This window comes from Herbihabitans rhizosphaerae (genome assembly GCF_004216555.1).
GTDB lineage: Bacteria > Actinomycetota > Actinomycetes > Mycobacteriales > Pseudonocardiaceae > Herbihabitans > Herbihabitans rhizosphaerae.
On record NZ_SGWQ01000015.1, the window covers coordinates 1 to 13,089 of the forward strand.

General features: G+C 69.9%; 12 protein-coding genes and 1 tRNA gene. 8 read left to right on the forward strand and 5 right to left on the reverse strand.

From position 1 onward, the window contains the following. Positions 1-187: 187 nt before the first annotated feature. Genes EV193_RS29765 through EV193_RS29775 form a run of 3 tightly spaced genes read left to right on the forward strand, consistent with a single transcriptional unit; the run spans position 188 to position 2,617 of the window. The gene (locus EV193_RS29765) at positions 188-841 is read left to right on the forward strand and encodes a TetR/AcrR family transcriptional regulator (protein ID WP_130348279.1); all 654 of its coding nucleotides are present in this window, start codon (positions 188-190) and stop codon (positions 839-841) included. Further along, the gene (locus EV193_RS29770; protein WP_130348280.1) at positions 838-1,779 is read left to right on the forward strand and encodes an ATP-binding cassette domain-containing protein; all 942 of its coding nucleotides are present in this window, start codon (positions 838-840) and stop codon (positions 1,777-1,779) included. The genes EV193_RS29765 and EV193_RS29770 overlap by 4 nt, the downstream gene beginning before the upstream one ends. 13 nt (positions 1,780-1,792) lie before the next feature. After that, positions 1,793-2,617, forward strand: a complete 825-nt coding sequence (locus tag EV193_RS29775; protein ID WP_130348281.1) for an ABC transporter permease — start codon at positions 1,793-1,795, stop codon at positions 2,615-2,617. A gap of 3 nt (positions 2,618-2,620) precedes the next feature. On the opposite strand, the gene EV193_RS29780 is transcribed toward EV193_RS29775, so the two are convergent. The 3 genes from EV193_RS29780 to EV193_RS29790 form a co-directional block, all read right to left on the reverse strand. Further along, on the reverse strand, positions 2,621-3,559 hold the full coding sequence (locus EV193_RS29780; protein ID WP_130348282.1) for a glycoside hydrolase family protein: 939 nt from the start codon (positions 3,557-3,559) through the stop codon (positions 2,621-2,623). 75 nt (positions 3,560-3,634) lie between these two features. Then, complete coding sequence (locus EV193_RS29785) at positions 3,635-5,410, reverse strand: cutinase family protein (RefSeq protein WP_130348283.1); 1,776 nt, start codon at positions 5,408-5,410, stop codon at positions 3,635-3,637. 20 nt (positions 5,411-5,430) lie between these two features. Beyond that, positions 5,431-6,579: a serine hydrolase domain-containing protein gene (locus EV193_RS29790; protein ID WP_130348284.1), complete on the reverse strand. Its 1,149-nt coding sequence runs from the start codon at positions 6,577-6,579 to the stop codon at positions 5,431-5,433. Positions 6,580-6,716: 137 nt separating this feature from the next. Here EV193_RS29790 and EV193_RS29795 point away from each other — a divergent pair, with 137 nt between their 5' ends. The 3 genes from EV193_RS29795 (at position 6,717) to EV193_RS29805 (ending at position 9,009) form a co-directional block, all read left to right on the forward strand. Next, the gene (locus EV193_RS29795) at positions 6,717-7,613 is read left to right on the forward strand and encodes an SDR family NAD(P)-dependent oxidoreductase (RefSeq protein WP_130348285.1); all 897 of its coding nucleotides are present in this window, start codon (positions 6,717-6,719) and stop codon (positions 7,611-7,613) included. Beyond that, a complete protein-coding gene (locus EV193_RS29800) occupies positions 7,610-8,179 on the forward strand; it encodes a carboxymuconolactone decarboxylase family protein (RefSeq protein ID WP_130348286.1) in 570 nt (189 codons plus the stop codon). The genes EV193_RS29795 and EV193_RS29800 overlap by 4 nt, the downstream gene beginning before the upstream one ends. 191 nt (positions 8,180-8,370) lie before the next feature. Continuing rightward, positions 8,371-9,009 (forward strand): C39 family peptidase, encoded by a 639-nt coding sequence (locus EV193_RS29805; protein ID WP_130348287.1) that lies wholly within the window; start codon positions 8,371-8,373, stop codon positions 9,007-9,009. A 32-nt stretch (positions 9,010-9,041) separates the two neighbouring features. On the opposite strand, the gene EV193_RS29810 is transcribed toward EV193_RS29805, so the two are convergent. Beyond that, positions 9,042-9,671 (reverse strand): TetR/AcrR family transcriptional regulator, encoded by a 630-nt coding sequence (locus tag EV193_RS29810; RefSeq protein WP_130348288.1) that lies wholly within the window; start codon positions 9,669-9,671, stop codon positions 9,042-9,044. 216 nt (positions 9,672-9,887) lie between these two features. Here EV193_RS29810 and EV193_RS29815 point away from each other — a divergent pair, with 216 nt between their 5' ends. Further along, on the forward strand, positions 9,888-10,529 hold the full coding sequence (locus EV193_RS29815) for a biliverdin-producing heme oxygenase (protein WP_130348289.1): 642 nt from the start codon (positions 9,888-9,890) through the stop codon (positions 10,527-10,529). A gap of 1 nt (position 10,530) precedes the next feature. Here the strand turns inward: EV193_RS29815 and EV193_RS29820 are convergent, their stop codons facing one another. Further along, complete coding sequence (locus tag EV193_RS29820) at positions 10,531-12,447, reverse strand: bifunctional copper resistance protein CopD/cytochrome c oxidase assembly protein (RefSeq protein WP_130348403.1); 1,917 nt, start codon at positions 12,445-12,447, stop codon at positions 10,531-10,533. A 281-nt stretch (positions 12,448-12,728) separates the two neighbouring features. On the opposite strand from EV193_RS29820, the gene EV193_RS29825 reads away from it, so the two are divergent. After that, positions 12,729-12,801: transfer RNA gene (locus tag EV193_RS29825), tRNA-Arg, on the forward strand. Positions 12,802-13,089 lie beyond the last annotated feature (288 nt).

The window sequence follows — 13,089 nt, forward strand, 5'->3', positions numbered from 1 at the left end:
GGCGGCGCGGAGGAGGGATGGCGGGGGCCGCGGCCGCAGTTGTGGACACCTGGGCGCATGTGGCCTACCCGCCGGTCGGGGCGCCCGTTTGTGGGGTCTTCGTGCCACCCCCCCCCCCCCCCCCCGCCAATCTGAGTGAGTCCTCACTCATTGACATGAGTGAGGACTCACTCATACACTCGCCACCATGTCCCAACGAACCCGTGCGCCGGCCATGAGCACCGAGGACCGGCGTGCCGCGATCATCGAGGCGACCCTGCCGCTGCTCGCCGAGCACGGCATGAAGGTCACCACCGGCCAGATCGCCAAGGCCGCCGGAATCGCCGAGGGCACGGTGTTCCGCGTCTTCGCCGACAAGCAGGAGCTGATCCAGGCCTGCGTGCTCAAGGTGATGAGCCCCGAGGAGGCGCCGCGCTACCTCGAGACGCTCCCGGACGATCTCGAGCTGAGCGAGCGGCTCTCGCGCGTCGGCCACGAGATGGTCGCCGGCATGCGGCGGGTCGGCGCGCTGATGCACGCTCTGATGGCGACCGGCTACAAGCCCGATCGCTCCGGCGGCCAGTTCCACCGGTCGCGCCAGGAGTCGCTGCGGATCTCGATCGACGCGCTGACCGCGGTGTTCGAGCCGGAGGCCGCGTCGTTGCGGCTGCCGCCGCGCCGGGCGGCGCAGATGTTCCTCGGCGTGATCTTCAGCTCGCAGTTCACCAGGCAGATGACCGGTCGCGACGACCCGCACGCCGCGGCCGAGGAGGGAGACGAGGTCACCATCGACGACCTGATCGACGTGTTCGTACACGGTGTGGTCAAGGAAGAGACCAAACGCAAGAGGGGGAAGAGATGACCGAGCTCATGATCGAGGCGGAGCACGTCCGCAAGGTCTTCGGTGACGTGGTCGCGCTGGACGACGTCAGCCTCCGGGTGCCGAAGGGCACCGTGATGGGGCTGCTCGGCCACAACGGCGCCGGCAAGACGACGCTGGTCAACGTGCTCACCACGGTGCTGCCGGCCGAGTCCGGGCGCGCCTCGGTGGCCGGCAACGACCTGACGACCGCGCCGGACAAGGTGCGCTCCAGCATCGGCGTCACCGGACAGTTCGCCTCCGTTGACGAGCTGCTCACCGGTCGGCAGAACCTGATCCTGGTCGCCCGGCTGCTCGGCGCGAGCCCGGGGCAGGCACGGGAACGCGCGTCAGACCTGCTGGAGCTGTTCGACCTCGCCGACGCGGCCGACCGCAAGGCGTCGACCTACTCCGGCGGCATGAAGCGCCGCCTGGACCTGGCCACCAGCCTGCTCGGACACCCGGAGGTGGTGTTCCTCGACGAGCCCACGACCGGGCTGGACCCGACCAGCCGGGTCAGCCTGTGGGAGATCGTCGAGCGGCTCGTGGACGACGGCACCACCGTGCTGCTGACCACGCAGTACATGGAGGAGGCCGACCGGCTGGCCGACTCGATCACCGTGCTCTCCAACGGCTCGGTGGTCGCCGCGGGTACCGCCGCCGAGCTCAAGGCCGACGTCGGCCAGCGCACCGTCGCGGTCACGCTGACCGGCGAGTCCGACCCGGCGGCCGCGCTGGAGTCGTTGCGCCGCAAGGGATTGCGCCCGATGAACGAGAAGCCGCAGCGAGCGCTCACCATCCCGGTCGGCGCGGCGAGCGACGTCGCCGTCGTGGTGCGCGCGCTGGACGACGTGGACGCCGAGGTGTCCGAGCTGAACGTGCACGAGCCGACGCTGGACGACGTGTACCTGGCACTCACCCGCACGAAGACCGCAGCTTGATCGAGGGGACACGATGACCACCACCACGGAGAGACCCACCCGAACGGACGCGCCGGCCGACGCCTGGGGCGGCACGAGCATGGTCACGCAGATCACCGTGCTCACCGGCCGGTCGCTGCGCGCGCTGCGCGACCCGCGGATGCTGATCATGAGCATCCTGCAGCCGCTGATCATGCTCACGCTGTTCAGCCAGGTGTTCCGCAGCGTCGCGGAGTCACCCAACTTCCCCAAGGACCTGGACTACATCGACTATCTGATGCCCGCGATCCTGGTCACCACGGGCAGCCAGGCCGCGATGTGGGCCGGCGTCGGTCTCGCCAACGACCTGAAGAACGGCGCGCTGGCGCGGTTCCGCACGCTGCCGATCAACATGATGTCCGTACTGGCCGCGCGGAGCCTGTTCGACATGGTGCGCAACGGTTTGCAGCTCAGCATCCTGCTGATCGCGGCGACCCTGCTGTTCGGATTCGGCCCGGCCGGCGGGGTGCTCGGCGTACTCGCCGCGCTCGCGCTGGCACTGGTCATCGGCTGGGGCCTGGCGTGGGTGTTCCTGGCGCTGGCCGCCTGGGTGCGCAACCTCGAGGTCATGCAGATGATCGGCATGGTGGCGATGTTCCCGCTGATGTTCGCCTCCAGCGCGTTCGTCACCACCGACAGCCTGCCGGGCTGGCTGCGCGTGATCGCGGAGATCAACCCGCTCACCTACGCCATCGACGCGTCACGAGGCCTCGCACTCGGCGACCCGTCCTGGTCGCCGGTGTTCGGCGCGCTGATCACCAGCGGCGTGATCGCCGCGGTCGGCGCGGTCTTCGCCTTCCGAGGTGTCCGCAAGCCGTGAGAGTTATCTGGCTGGCGTCCACTTGAGGGGCGCCAGCCAGAGGCCGCGCATGCCCCAGCCGGCGCCGGTGATGCCGACGTATCCGTCGTGGTCGGTGATCACTTCGGAGGCGTGCGCGTCGATCCGGCCGGCGGGGGCGTCCATCGAGAACGACAGCGGATCGCGGCTGCGGTACACCCGCGTGTCGGTGTATCCGTCCTCGCAGCAGACGAACAGGTACCACCAGTCTCCTTGGCGCACAACGAAAGGCGACTCGGTCGGCCCGCCGTAGGTACCGACCGTCGGGTGTTCGAATGCCACCTTCTTCTCGCTCCAGCGCAGCAGATCACGACTGGTGCGATACGCCACCTGGTGCTTGCCGCCGAGCGGCTCGCTCGTGGCGGTGTAGTACACGACCCACTGGTCACCGATCCGCCGGACCATCGGGTCACGCCCGTCGTAGCCGTCCACGAACAGCGGGTTGGCCGGGCTTCTGGTCCACGTGACGAGGTCGGTCGAGGTCGCCAGGTGCATCCGGTAGCGGGCGTGGTCGGGTGTGCCGGCCGCGTAGAACAGGTAATAGACGCCGTCGGAGTGGATCACGTGCGGCGCCCAGATGTGGCTCTCCCCCGCGGCCGGGTCGGCGGTCAGCGCGAACGGCTGCTTGGTCCACGGGCCGTGCGGCGACGGCGCGGTGGCGTGCCCGAAGTTCTTCTCGTCCAACGGGTTCGCCGGTTCGGCGTGCGTGATCGCGAAGACGTGCCACAGCCCGGTGACCACGTCCCGCACGAGCGTGTGGTCGTTGTAGTACCAGGGCTCGTCCTCGCCGACCGACGGGTCGTACACGTTCCTGAACGGGCCAGCCGAGACGTTGTCCTGCGGCGGCGGTGCGGCCGAGGCGGGCGTGACGGCGAGCGCGGCCGCCGACACCGTGGCGAGCAGGACGGGGAGCAGTCGACGCATGGCACGCACCCTTCACGTGGGATCCCGGGCCGGCGGCTGGTCGTATCCGAGGGCCCAACCGCCGGCCCGGGTTGATCAACGACCCGGCGCGACCGCCTTCGCGACGGCACCCAGGTCACCCAAGTTCGCGCCGCGCAACGCGTTCAGCACCTCGCCGGCCATGACGACCGAGCGCATCAGCAGGTGCGGCACCCGCACGAGGCCCATGGGGTCGCCGGCGGCGGCGAGATCGCCGAACTCCCTGCCGATCGCCATGATCTCGTACTTGTCGACCTTGTTCAGCGCACGGCCGACGTTGGCGAGCGTGGTCATGGCCGCCAGCATCTGCGGCGTGCGCGCCTGCTCGGGGAGCTGCGAGTAGATCAGCGCGCCGTCGGGCGTGTTCGGGTCGAGCACGTCGAGCACGTCGGCGATCTGCGGCAGGTTCGCGCCCGCCTCGTACATCCGCAGCCCGTCGGACAGGATCGCGAGCCCGGACGAGGTGAGCAGGCCCGCGCCCTGCACGGTCTGCAGGAGCGCCTGCGGCGTCGGCGCGGCACCCAGTGCGGCGCCGCCCGCCGAGACCTTGGCCACGCCCTCGGCGAACCGGTTCAGCTCGTTCGGGTCGACGGCGAGCACGATGTCCCCGAAGTCGGCCGCGGCGTGCATCGCCTTGACGACCGCGTCCTGCGTCAGTTGTGGATCACGCTTCACCAGCGCGTTGGCCACGAGCGTGGTCAGCTTCTCTTGCGGCGCGTGCACACCGACGCCGTCCAGGTTCTCCCGCAACGGCTTGCCGGCGGTGACGCCCTTGACGAGTGCCTGGAACAACGTGAACCCGGCGACGCCCGGGTCCTGCGTCGGCGAGGTGGAGGTGCCGTCGCCCTGGCTCAGCGGCGGACCGCCGGCCGAGGCGCCGCCCAGATCGTCACGAATCCGGTTGGCCGCCCACTCGACGGCGGTCTGCCCGTTGATGTTCAGCCGCCCCTTGTCGGCGTAGACGCCGTGCCGGTTCTCCCGGTTGTACGCCTCGACCGCGGCGGCCGTGCCGGCGATCCGTATCCCGGCGGTGATCGGGTCCGGCGCGCCGATGTGGTTCGACCACTTGGTCAGGTCGAACTGGTTGTCCTGCAACGCTTTCAGCACCTTCTGTACGAAGGTGACGTTCGCCGTGCCGGAGTACTCCTTGGCGAGCGGGGCGAGGACCGTGGCGTTCGGGTCGTTGTCGCACGGCAGGTCGCCGGCACCGCAGAAGGTGAACGTCCTGCCGTGCACGGCGCCGAACCCGCCGGGCCGCACGCCGTCCACGCCGACGCCCTTCACCCGCGGGCCGACGAGCTGGTCGGCGGCGGTGCGATGCGGGTCGGAGAACAGGATTCCGGTGCTCAGCTTGTCGGCGGGGATCGGGCCCCTGCCCTGACCGATGTCGGCCAGCACGTCACCGGCGACACCGGCGCCCTGGGAGTAGCCGGCGATCGCGAACCTTGTGTCACCGCAGCGCTTGGCGATGTCGGCGATGCGCGAGCGCACCATGTCGGCACCGATCTTGACCGACTCCCGGTACGAGATCAGCACGCCGATCTCCGCGGGCTGCACCACCTGCTCGTAACCGATCGTCCCCCTGGCCCGCTCCGGGCCGAGCAGGTTGGACACGTCGGTGATGAACGGGTTGGGCTGCAACGGGTTCAGCCCGTTCGGCTGCCCGGGCGCCGACCACGTGACGTAGTAGTGCGTGCCGGGCACACCGATCAGCTGGATGTTGGGGCAGCCGCCCTCGGCGGACGCGGTGTTCGTCGTGGTGATCACCGCGGTGACGCCGATGCCGGTGGCGAGCGCCGTCGCGGCGGCGATCATTTTGGTCGTGTTCCTCATTGGTGAAATCCCCGTCCTGGTCAGCGTGTCTCGCACAAGGCGGCGTCGACCGCCTCGCTGGCCGTCTTGATGATCGCGTCGTTCTGCGGGAAGCCGCCGTTGATCACGACCGAGGCGTGCCGGCCGTCGTCGGTGGCCATCATCAGCGTGTGGTAGCCCGGAATCAGGCCGTTGTGCCCGAACGCCTGGCCGCCGCAGGACAGGTTCATCCCGTACAGGCCGAGCCCGTACGGCGTGTCCTTCGGAGCGGGCTTGCGCATCTCGGCGAGTTCGGCCTTGCCGATCACCTTCCCGTCCGCGAGGGCCTGGGCGAACGTGGCCATGTCGTCGAGGGAGGAGACCATCGCACCGGCGGCGCGGCCGTAGCTCGGCTCGAACGGCGTCACGTCGATGTAGCCGGCGACCGGGCCGAGCGGCCCGCCGAGGTAGCCGCGCGCGTGCGCTCCGGCGATCTCCCTGTCCCCCGGCTTCGGGAGCGTGGTCTCGTCCAGACCCAGCGGCCGGACGATCCGGGCGTCGATCTCGTCGCCGACGTCGCGGCCGGTGACCTTCTCGATCAGCAGGCCGGCGAGCACGTAGTTGGTGTTGACGTACTCGAAGCTCGTGCCGGGCTCGAACCTCGGCTTGGTGCGCAGCGCCGCGCGTACGAGGTCTTCCTGCTTGTGCTGGCGCAGCATGTTGAGCGGGTTGAGCGGCCCGCCCTGGTAGTTGCCGAAGAAGTCGGCGATGCCGCTGGTGTGCTGGAGCAGTTGGCGCACCGAGATGCGGTTGCCGTCGTAGCCGTTGCCCTGCACGCGTCCGGGCAGGTACCGCTCGATCGGCGCGTCCAGTTCGACCGTGCGTTCACTGACGAGTTGGAGCACGACCGCGGCGACGAAGGTCTTGGTGTTGCTCGCGATCCGCACCCGATCGGTCGGCTGGATGGGTTGGTTCACGCCCAGCCGGCCGGTCCCCCGGCTCAGGTTCCACGCGCTGTCCTTGTCACCGGCGACGACGGCGGCACCGAGCAGGCCCTGCTCGCCGGTCAGCCGTTCCAGCGCCTGGGTGGTCCGCGCGTGGTCCTCGACCGTCCCGGCACCCTTGGCCAGGGCGGACGGCGCGACCAGTGCGGCCGCCACCAGCGCGGTGGCGAGCGTCGCCCCCACGATCCATTTCGTCTTCTTTGCCATCTTCCCCTCACTCTTGGCTCGCGATCGAGCACGTCGTGTTGAGCGCGAGGTTAGCGAACATCGGCGTTCTTAGGAACAGGTCCGTTCATCAACTTACTTTTGCGAACGGCGACGTTCCCCGATGCTACTGTGTACTCATGAGTAGCTTTCACGGACCGACGCTCGCCGGACGACGCGTCTTGATCACGGGCGGCGCCCGGGGAATCGGCGCGGCACTGGCGCGGCGGATGCACGAACGCGGCGCCCGGGTCGCCATCGCCGGCCTCGAGCCCAAGCTGCTCGCCGACGTGGCGTGGGACTGCGGCGACGCGCCATGGCGGTACTGCGACGTCGGCGACCGGGTGGCCGTGGACGCCGCGGTGAACGAGCTGGTCGGCGAGCTCGGCGGGCTGGACGTGGTGGTCGCCAACGCCGGGATCGCGGCACAGTTCCCGCTCGTGCACGGCGACCCCGAAGTACTGGAGCAGACGCTGCGGGTGAACGTGCTCGGCACCTACTACACGCTGCGCGCCGCCGGCCCGCACGTGAGCCACCCGCTCGGATACGCGCTACCGATCGCGTCCATGGCGGCCGCGGTGCACCTGCCGCTGCTCGGCGCGTACAGCGCGTCCAAGGCCGCGGTCGAGGCGCTCGGCGACACGCTGCGCGAAGAGCTGCGACACACCGGCGCGCAGGTCGGCGTCGGCTACTTCACCGAGATCGACACCGACATGACCTCGCGCGGGTTCGGCACCGCGGCGGCGAAGGCGCTCACCAAGGGCAAGTCGCTGTCGATCAGCTCGGTGCTGCCGCTGGACAGCGCGATCGACGCGCTCGAACGCGGGATCGCGCGCCGGTCCCGGCGAATCGTGGCGCCACGCTGGGTCGGCCCGGCGCTGCACGTGCGGATGGCGCTGCAGCGGATCGTCGCCATGGACCGCCGGCTGGCCTCCGTGCCGGAGGCGCTGCGAGTGGCGGCCGACGAGAAGGCCCCGCTGACCACGCCGCAGCCGGAGCGCGGCGACCACGAGCAGCCCACGGATGCAACACCGTGAACCAGCCGAGAATCCCACCCGGCACGCGCCGCGACATCGGCATCGGCGCGTGGCTGCTGATCAGAGTGCTCGGACTGGTGGCCCGAACCGAACCGCCGAAGCTGTTCAGCGTCCTGGCCAGACACCGGCCGCTGTTTCGCGGCTGGCTGTCCTTCGCCCGGCGGCTGATGCCCGGCGGCACGCTCCCCCGGCGCGAGACCGAACTGGTGATCCTGCGGGTGGCGCTGCTGCGCGGCTGCTCCTACGAGCTGGCACACCACCGGCGGCTCGGCGAGCGTGCCGGCGTCACCGACGCCGATCTCGCGCGGCTGGTCGACGGATCCGAGGCCGAGGGCTGGCCCGCCCGTGACCGCGCGGTGCTGCGCGCCGCCGAGAGCATGATCGAGCGGCACGACGTCGACGACCGGTCCTGGGACGAGCTGCGCGAGCACCTCGACGAGCGGGAATGCGTCGAGTTGTGCCTGCTCGTGGCGCACTACGACATGCTGGCCACGGTCATATCGACCCTGCGCATTTCGCCTGATCTCTCCAGCAAAGAAGCACGACGAGAACGCCGGCGACGCTAGAAAGGAGCCACAAGAGAATAGCCGCGGCTAGCCGGCCGCGTGATTGACGATGCCTACTTCGAATTGCGGCACTACGTATTTCACGGCGAATTCACGCCAAGCTCTTCCCTTCGCCGGCGCGCCCCCACCAAGATGGGTGGACGATCACCAGACCCGCGAAGGGTCGGAAACTCACCGACGAAGGGAAGAAGATGCGCAGGAGGTTACTCGTCGCGTCACTCGCGCTGGCCTCGCTCGGCGTGCTGACCACCCCGCTGGTGGCCAACGCCGCGCCGGCCCTGACGCAGGTGGCGTCCGCCGCCCCCGTGCAGCCCAGGGGCACCGTCACGCTGAAGGTCGACTACCAGGTCCAGGAAACCGGATACTGGTGCGGCCCGGCCGCCACCCGAATCGCGCTGTCCGCGCGGGTGGGGCCACCCAGCCAGGCCACGCTCGCCGAGCAGCTCGGCACCACGCAGAACGGCACCGACTGGATCGGCCAGGTCACCGGCGTGCTGAACCAGAACCTCGGCAACGGCTACTACGAGACCAAGGAAATGCCGAACGATCCGCCGTCACAGCAGCAGAAGGAGCTGCTGTGGAACGACATCGTGCTCGACATCAACAACAACTATCCGATCGTGGCGAACATCGTCGCACCGCCGGGAAACCAGCCGCCCGGATACCCGCCGGACCAGACGATCTACCACTACTTCACGATTATCGGCTATGACGACGTGAACCGGACCGTGCAGATCGCCGACCCGGCGTCGTTCTCCGGAAATCAGATCTACTGGCTCACCTTCGACCAGCTCGCGTCGCTGATCCCGCCGAAGGGGTACAGCGCCTGACTCGAAGGCTGAACCGAACACGGCGCCACCGGCTACAGCCCGAAGTGCTCCAGCAGGTCCATGATCGGCTTGCGCAGCTCAGGCAGCTCCTCGGGCTTGCCGGTGGCGACCGTGCTCACCACCAGCGAGCTGATCGCGCCGACCAGCACCCGGCAGGCGAACGCCGGGTCGGGCAGCGTCTGCCAGGAGGGCTCGGTGGCGAAGTTCGCGATCATCGCCTGGACGAACTTCTCCTGGATGTCGAACCGCCGAAGCTGCGAGGCGCGCCCGGCGGCGAACGAGTCGATGAAGAACGCGCGCGCCACCGCCGGCTCGGCGGCCAGCGTCGCCAGATAGGCGCGCAGCGCGCGGTCGAGGCGCTCCTTGGGCGGACCCGAGTTGTCCACCAGCTCGCCGCCCATGATCCCGACCAGGATGGTCGCCGAGTGGTCGAGCGACGCGAGGAAACACGCTTCCTTGTCGGCGAAGTTCTGGTAGAAGGTCTCCCGCGACACGCGCGCCCGCTTCAGCACGTCGGCGACGGAGGTGTGGACGTACCCCTTCTCCGCGACCGCGTCGGCCATCGCCACCAGCAGCCGGCTGCGCTGCGACTCCACCACTTGCTCGCGGGTCAGCCGGTGCCGGCCCCGGGGCAGTGCCTCGAATGCGGGCGATTCGTTCACAGCGGCAGGTTAACAATCAGTGGCGCGCCCCGACAGCCAATCACGCGAATCGGTGATCTTCGGAGTGTCGGAAGCGGCAAGATTAGTCCTCTGTGGACAGTCCACAGTGGTCGTTCGGTCACCGAGCGGATCTTTCTGGACTGGATCGACCGCCGCGACCGGACTATCCTCGAATGCGGCGCCAAGTAAGGGCAGCCTAACTTGGATGGTGGATACATGGCGGGACTGGCGGAACGACTGCGCGCGGAAACCCGCGCGGAGCACGAGCGGACCGAGCAATCCCCGTTCGTGATGTCACTGCTCGACGGACAGCTCGATCGCGGCTGCTACGCGCGCCTGCTCGGCCAGAGCTGGCTGTTCTACCAGGTGCTCGAGGAGGCGGCGGAGGCGTGGCGATCCGACCCGGTCACCGGCGCGTTCGTGTTCGACGGCCTGCACCGCGGCGCCGCGCTCGAAGCCGACCTGCGCTGGCTGCACGGCGAGGCGTGGCGCGACGCGGTGGTGCCGCTGCCGGCCACCCGGCGCTACGTCGACCGGCTGCGCGCGGTGTGCTTCGACTCCCCCACCGCGTTCGTCGCCCACCACTACACCCGCTACCTCGGCGACCTGTCCGGCGGCCAGATCATCCGCCGCCGGCTCACCTCGATCTACGGCCTGACCACCGACGGCGTGCGGTTCTACGTGTTCGACGAGGTGCCGAAGCCCAAGCGGTTCAAGGACGCCTACCGCGAGCTGCTCGACCAGGCACCCTGGACGGCCGAGGACCACGACGACGTCGTCGCGGAGGCCAACGAGGCGTTCCGCCTCAACCGCGCGGTGTTCGAGGACCTGGCCGACGCCTCCGGACTCGCCGCCTGACCTACTTCTTCGGCCCGGCCAGCTTGCGCAGCATCTCGTTGTAGGCCTCCAGGTCGGCGTCCCCGGTGACCTCCTCGCGGCGGTCCAGCCGGCGCGCGTCCCGCTCGTCGGCCCTGATCCACTGCGCCAGCAGCGTGATCACCACGACCAGCAGCGGGATCTCGCCGGACGCCCACGCGATGCCGCCGCCGAGCCGCTGGTCGGCCAGCAGATCGGGCACCCACGGCAGGGTCAGGCCCCGGTAGAACAGCTCGCCGATCACGGTCTGCTTGCTCATCAGGATCACGCCGAAGAACGCGTGGAACGGCATCGAGGCGAACACCAGGCCCAGCCGCGCGAGGTGCGGCAGCCGGCGCGGCGCCGGGTCCACGCCGATCACCGGCCAGTAGAAGACGTACCCGGCGAGCAGGAAGTGCGCGTTCATGGCCAGGTGCGCCCAGTGATAGTTCAGCGCGGAGTCGAACAGGCCGGAGAAGTACAGCGCGAAGAACGAGCCGACGAACAGCGCCAGCGCCACGATCGGGTGAGTGAGCGCGCGGGACACCGGCGAGTGCACCGCCGCGAGCAACCACTCGCGCGGGCCGGGCGGCGCGTCCTTGCCCGCCGCCGGCAGCGCCCGCAGCGCCAGTGTCACCGGCCCGCCGAGCACCAGCAGCACCGGCGCGAGCATGGACAGCAGCATGTGGCTGGTCATGTGCACGCTGAACATCGCCGGCGCGTACCGGCCGATGCCGGACGAGGTGGCGATCAGGATCGTGAGGCAGCCGAGCGTCCAGGCGATCGTGCGGCCGACCGGCCACGCGTCCCCGCGCTTGCGCAGCCGCCGCACGCCGAGCAGGTACGCGACGCCCGCCACGATCGCCGCCGTGCCGTAGACCAGGTCGAAGCGCCAGTCGAACAGCAGCCGCAGGAACGTCGGCGGGCCGTCGAGCGTGTACCCGATCAACAGCTCCACGTTGGACAGCTGGGCGGCGACCTCCTGCGGCGGCGGGGTGCGCGACAGGGCGACGGCCAGGCCGATCGTGCCGAGCATGATCAGCACCTCGACCGCGGCCATGCGCACCAACGCGGACGCCGAGCCGCTGGTGGTGATCTCGCGGAGACTGCGCTCGCGGTGGTACGCGCCGATCGCGCCGAGCACGGCCAACGCGGCGATCTTGCCGAGCACCAGCAGCCCGTACGGCGTGTCGAACAGGTCGTCCAGCCGCACCCGCACCAGCGCGTTGATCACGCCGGAGACGGCCAGCGTGAGCCAGCAGGCCAGCGCGAGCATGGAGAACCGGCGCGCGGCGAGGTCGACGTGATCGCCCCGGCGGCGGCCGTGGGCCAGCAGCGCGACCAGCCCGCCGCCCCAGAGCGCGGCGGCGACCAGGTGGTACAGCAGGCTGTTGGTGGCCAGGTCGTGCTGGCCGCCGCTGGACGAGTGCCCGGTGACGGCGACCGGGAGCAGGCCGACGACGGCGAGCAGGAACAAGGTCGTCGTCCAGCCCCAGGACACGACGAAGCGCGCCGCCACGGCGATCACCAGGGCGATGCCGGCGGTGATCAGCCACGCCTTGGCCTGCTCGAGCGCGCCGGTGAACTCGACGACCAGAGACGGGTCGAGGTCCTCCACCGGCCGGCCCAGCGCGTCGGCGATCGTGAACGGGATGGACGCCAGCGCGCCGGCGAACCAGACGACGGCCGACCACATGGCGGTGCGCACGGCCGCGTACCCGTCGATGGTGAGCACGCCGGAGGTCTTGGGTGGCACCAGGAAGGCGGCGAACAGCAGCGAGCCGATGCACAGCACGGCGCCGATGTCGGTGATCACCCGGACGGCGGCGATCCCGTAGCCGGTGAGCGCGCCCGGGTCGGGCAGCAGGGCGACGGCGTACCGGTCCTCCGCCGAGAGCGCGGTGAGGGCCACCGCCACCATCGCGGCGAGTAGCGCGCCGACGATCAACAGCGGCGCGAGCCCCGACCGGCGCCTGCGCCTGGCCGGCTCGGTCGCCGTCGCGCTGTCGTTCACGGTCACCCGGCGAGCCTATGCGCCCGGTCCCGGTGACCCCGGCGGTACCCTGGTGGTGGGTGCGCATCATGGTTGACCTGCGAAGTCGTCGATTGGGTCACTCGTCCGGCTGGCGAAGAGAAACGACAGAGCCGTTCGGAACGATCACACCGGGCGGGACGGTTAATCTGCCTCGCAGCGCCGCCCACGCCCTGGTAGCTCAGCGGATAGAGCAGGAGCCTTCTAAGCTCTTGGCCGCAGGTTCGAGTCCTGCCCAGGGCACCGGTCCAGCCAATGCGCGAACCTTACGGTCCGCCACCACCGTTTCCGCGGTGGCGGCGGCGCGCTGTGGAGGAATCCCACCGCCGGGGATGACGAAGATGGGTTTGGCCTGGTCGCGGCCGATGATGTCGACGCGGTGGACAAAGGTTCGCATGATCGCACGGAGCGTCTCAGGGCTGCCGGCGTCAGTTGCGGCTTGGATGTCGGCCCGCAGTGTGTCCAGGACGCCGGTATCGGGGAGTTCGGGTTTCCGCACGCGGGGTGAGCACACGTCCTCGTCCATGGTGC

What these genes read in the sequence shown, in the direction of transcription:
- EV193_RS29765 (WP_130348279.1), top strand. Translation starts at nt 188, where the DNA reads ATGTCCCAACGAACCCGTGCGCCGGCCATGAGCACCGAGGACCGGCGT.
- EV193_RS29770 (WP_130348280.1), top strand. Translation starts at nt 838, where the DNA reads ATGACCGAGCTCATGATCGAGGCGGAGCACGTCCGCAAGGTCTTCGGT.
- EV193_RS29775 (WP_130348281.1), top strand. Translation starts at nt 1,793, where the DNA reads ATGACCACCACCACGGAGAGACCCACCCGAACGGACGCGCCGGCCGAC.
- EV193_RS29780 (WP_130348282.1), bottom strand. Translation starts at nt 3,559, where the DNA reads ATGCGTCGACTGCTCCCCGTCCTGCTCGCCACGGTGTCGGCGGCCGCG.
- EV193_RS29785 (WP_130348283.1), bottom strand. Translation starts at nt 5,410, where the DNA reads ATGAGGAACACGACCAAAATGATCGCCGCCGCGACGGCGCTCGCCACC.
- EV193_RS29790 (WP_130348284.1), bottom strand. Translation starts at nt 6,579, where the DNA reads ATGGCAAAGAAGACGAAATGGATCGTGGGGGCGACGCTCGCCACCGCG.
- EV193_RS29795 (WP_130348285.1), top strand. Translation starts at nt 6,717, where the DNA reads ATGAGTAGCTTTCACGGACCGACGCTCGCCGGACGACGCGTCTTGATC.
- EV193_RS29805 (WP_130348287.1), top strand. Translation starts at nt 8,371, where the DNA reads ATGCGCAGGAGGTTACTCGTCGCGTCACTCGCGCTGGCCTCGCTCGGC.
- EV193_RS29815 (WP_130348289.1), top strand. Translation starts at nt 9,888, where the DNA reads ATGGCGGGACTGGCGGAACGACTGCGCGCGGAAACCCGCGCGGAGCAC.
- EV193_RS29820 (WP_130348403.1), bottom strand. Translation starts at nt 12,447, where the DNA reads ATGGTGGCGGTGGCCCTCACCGCGCTCTCGGCGGAGGACCGGTACGCC.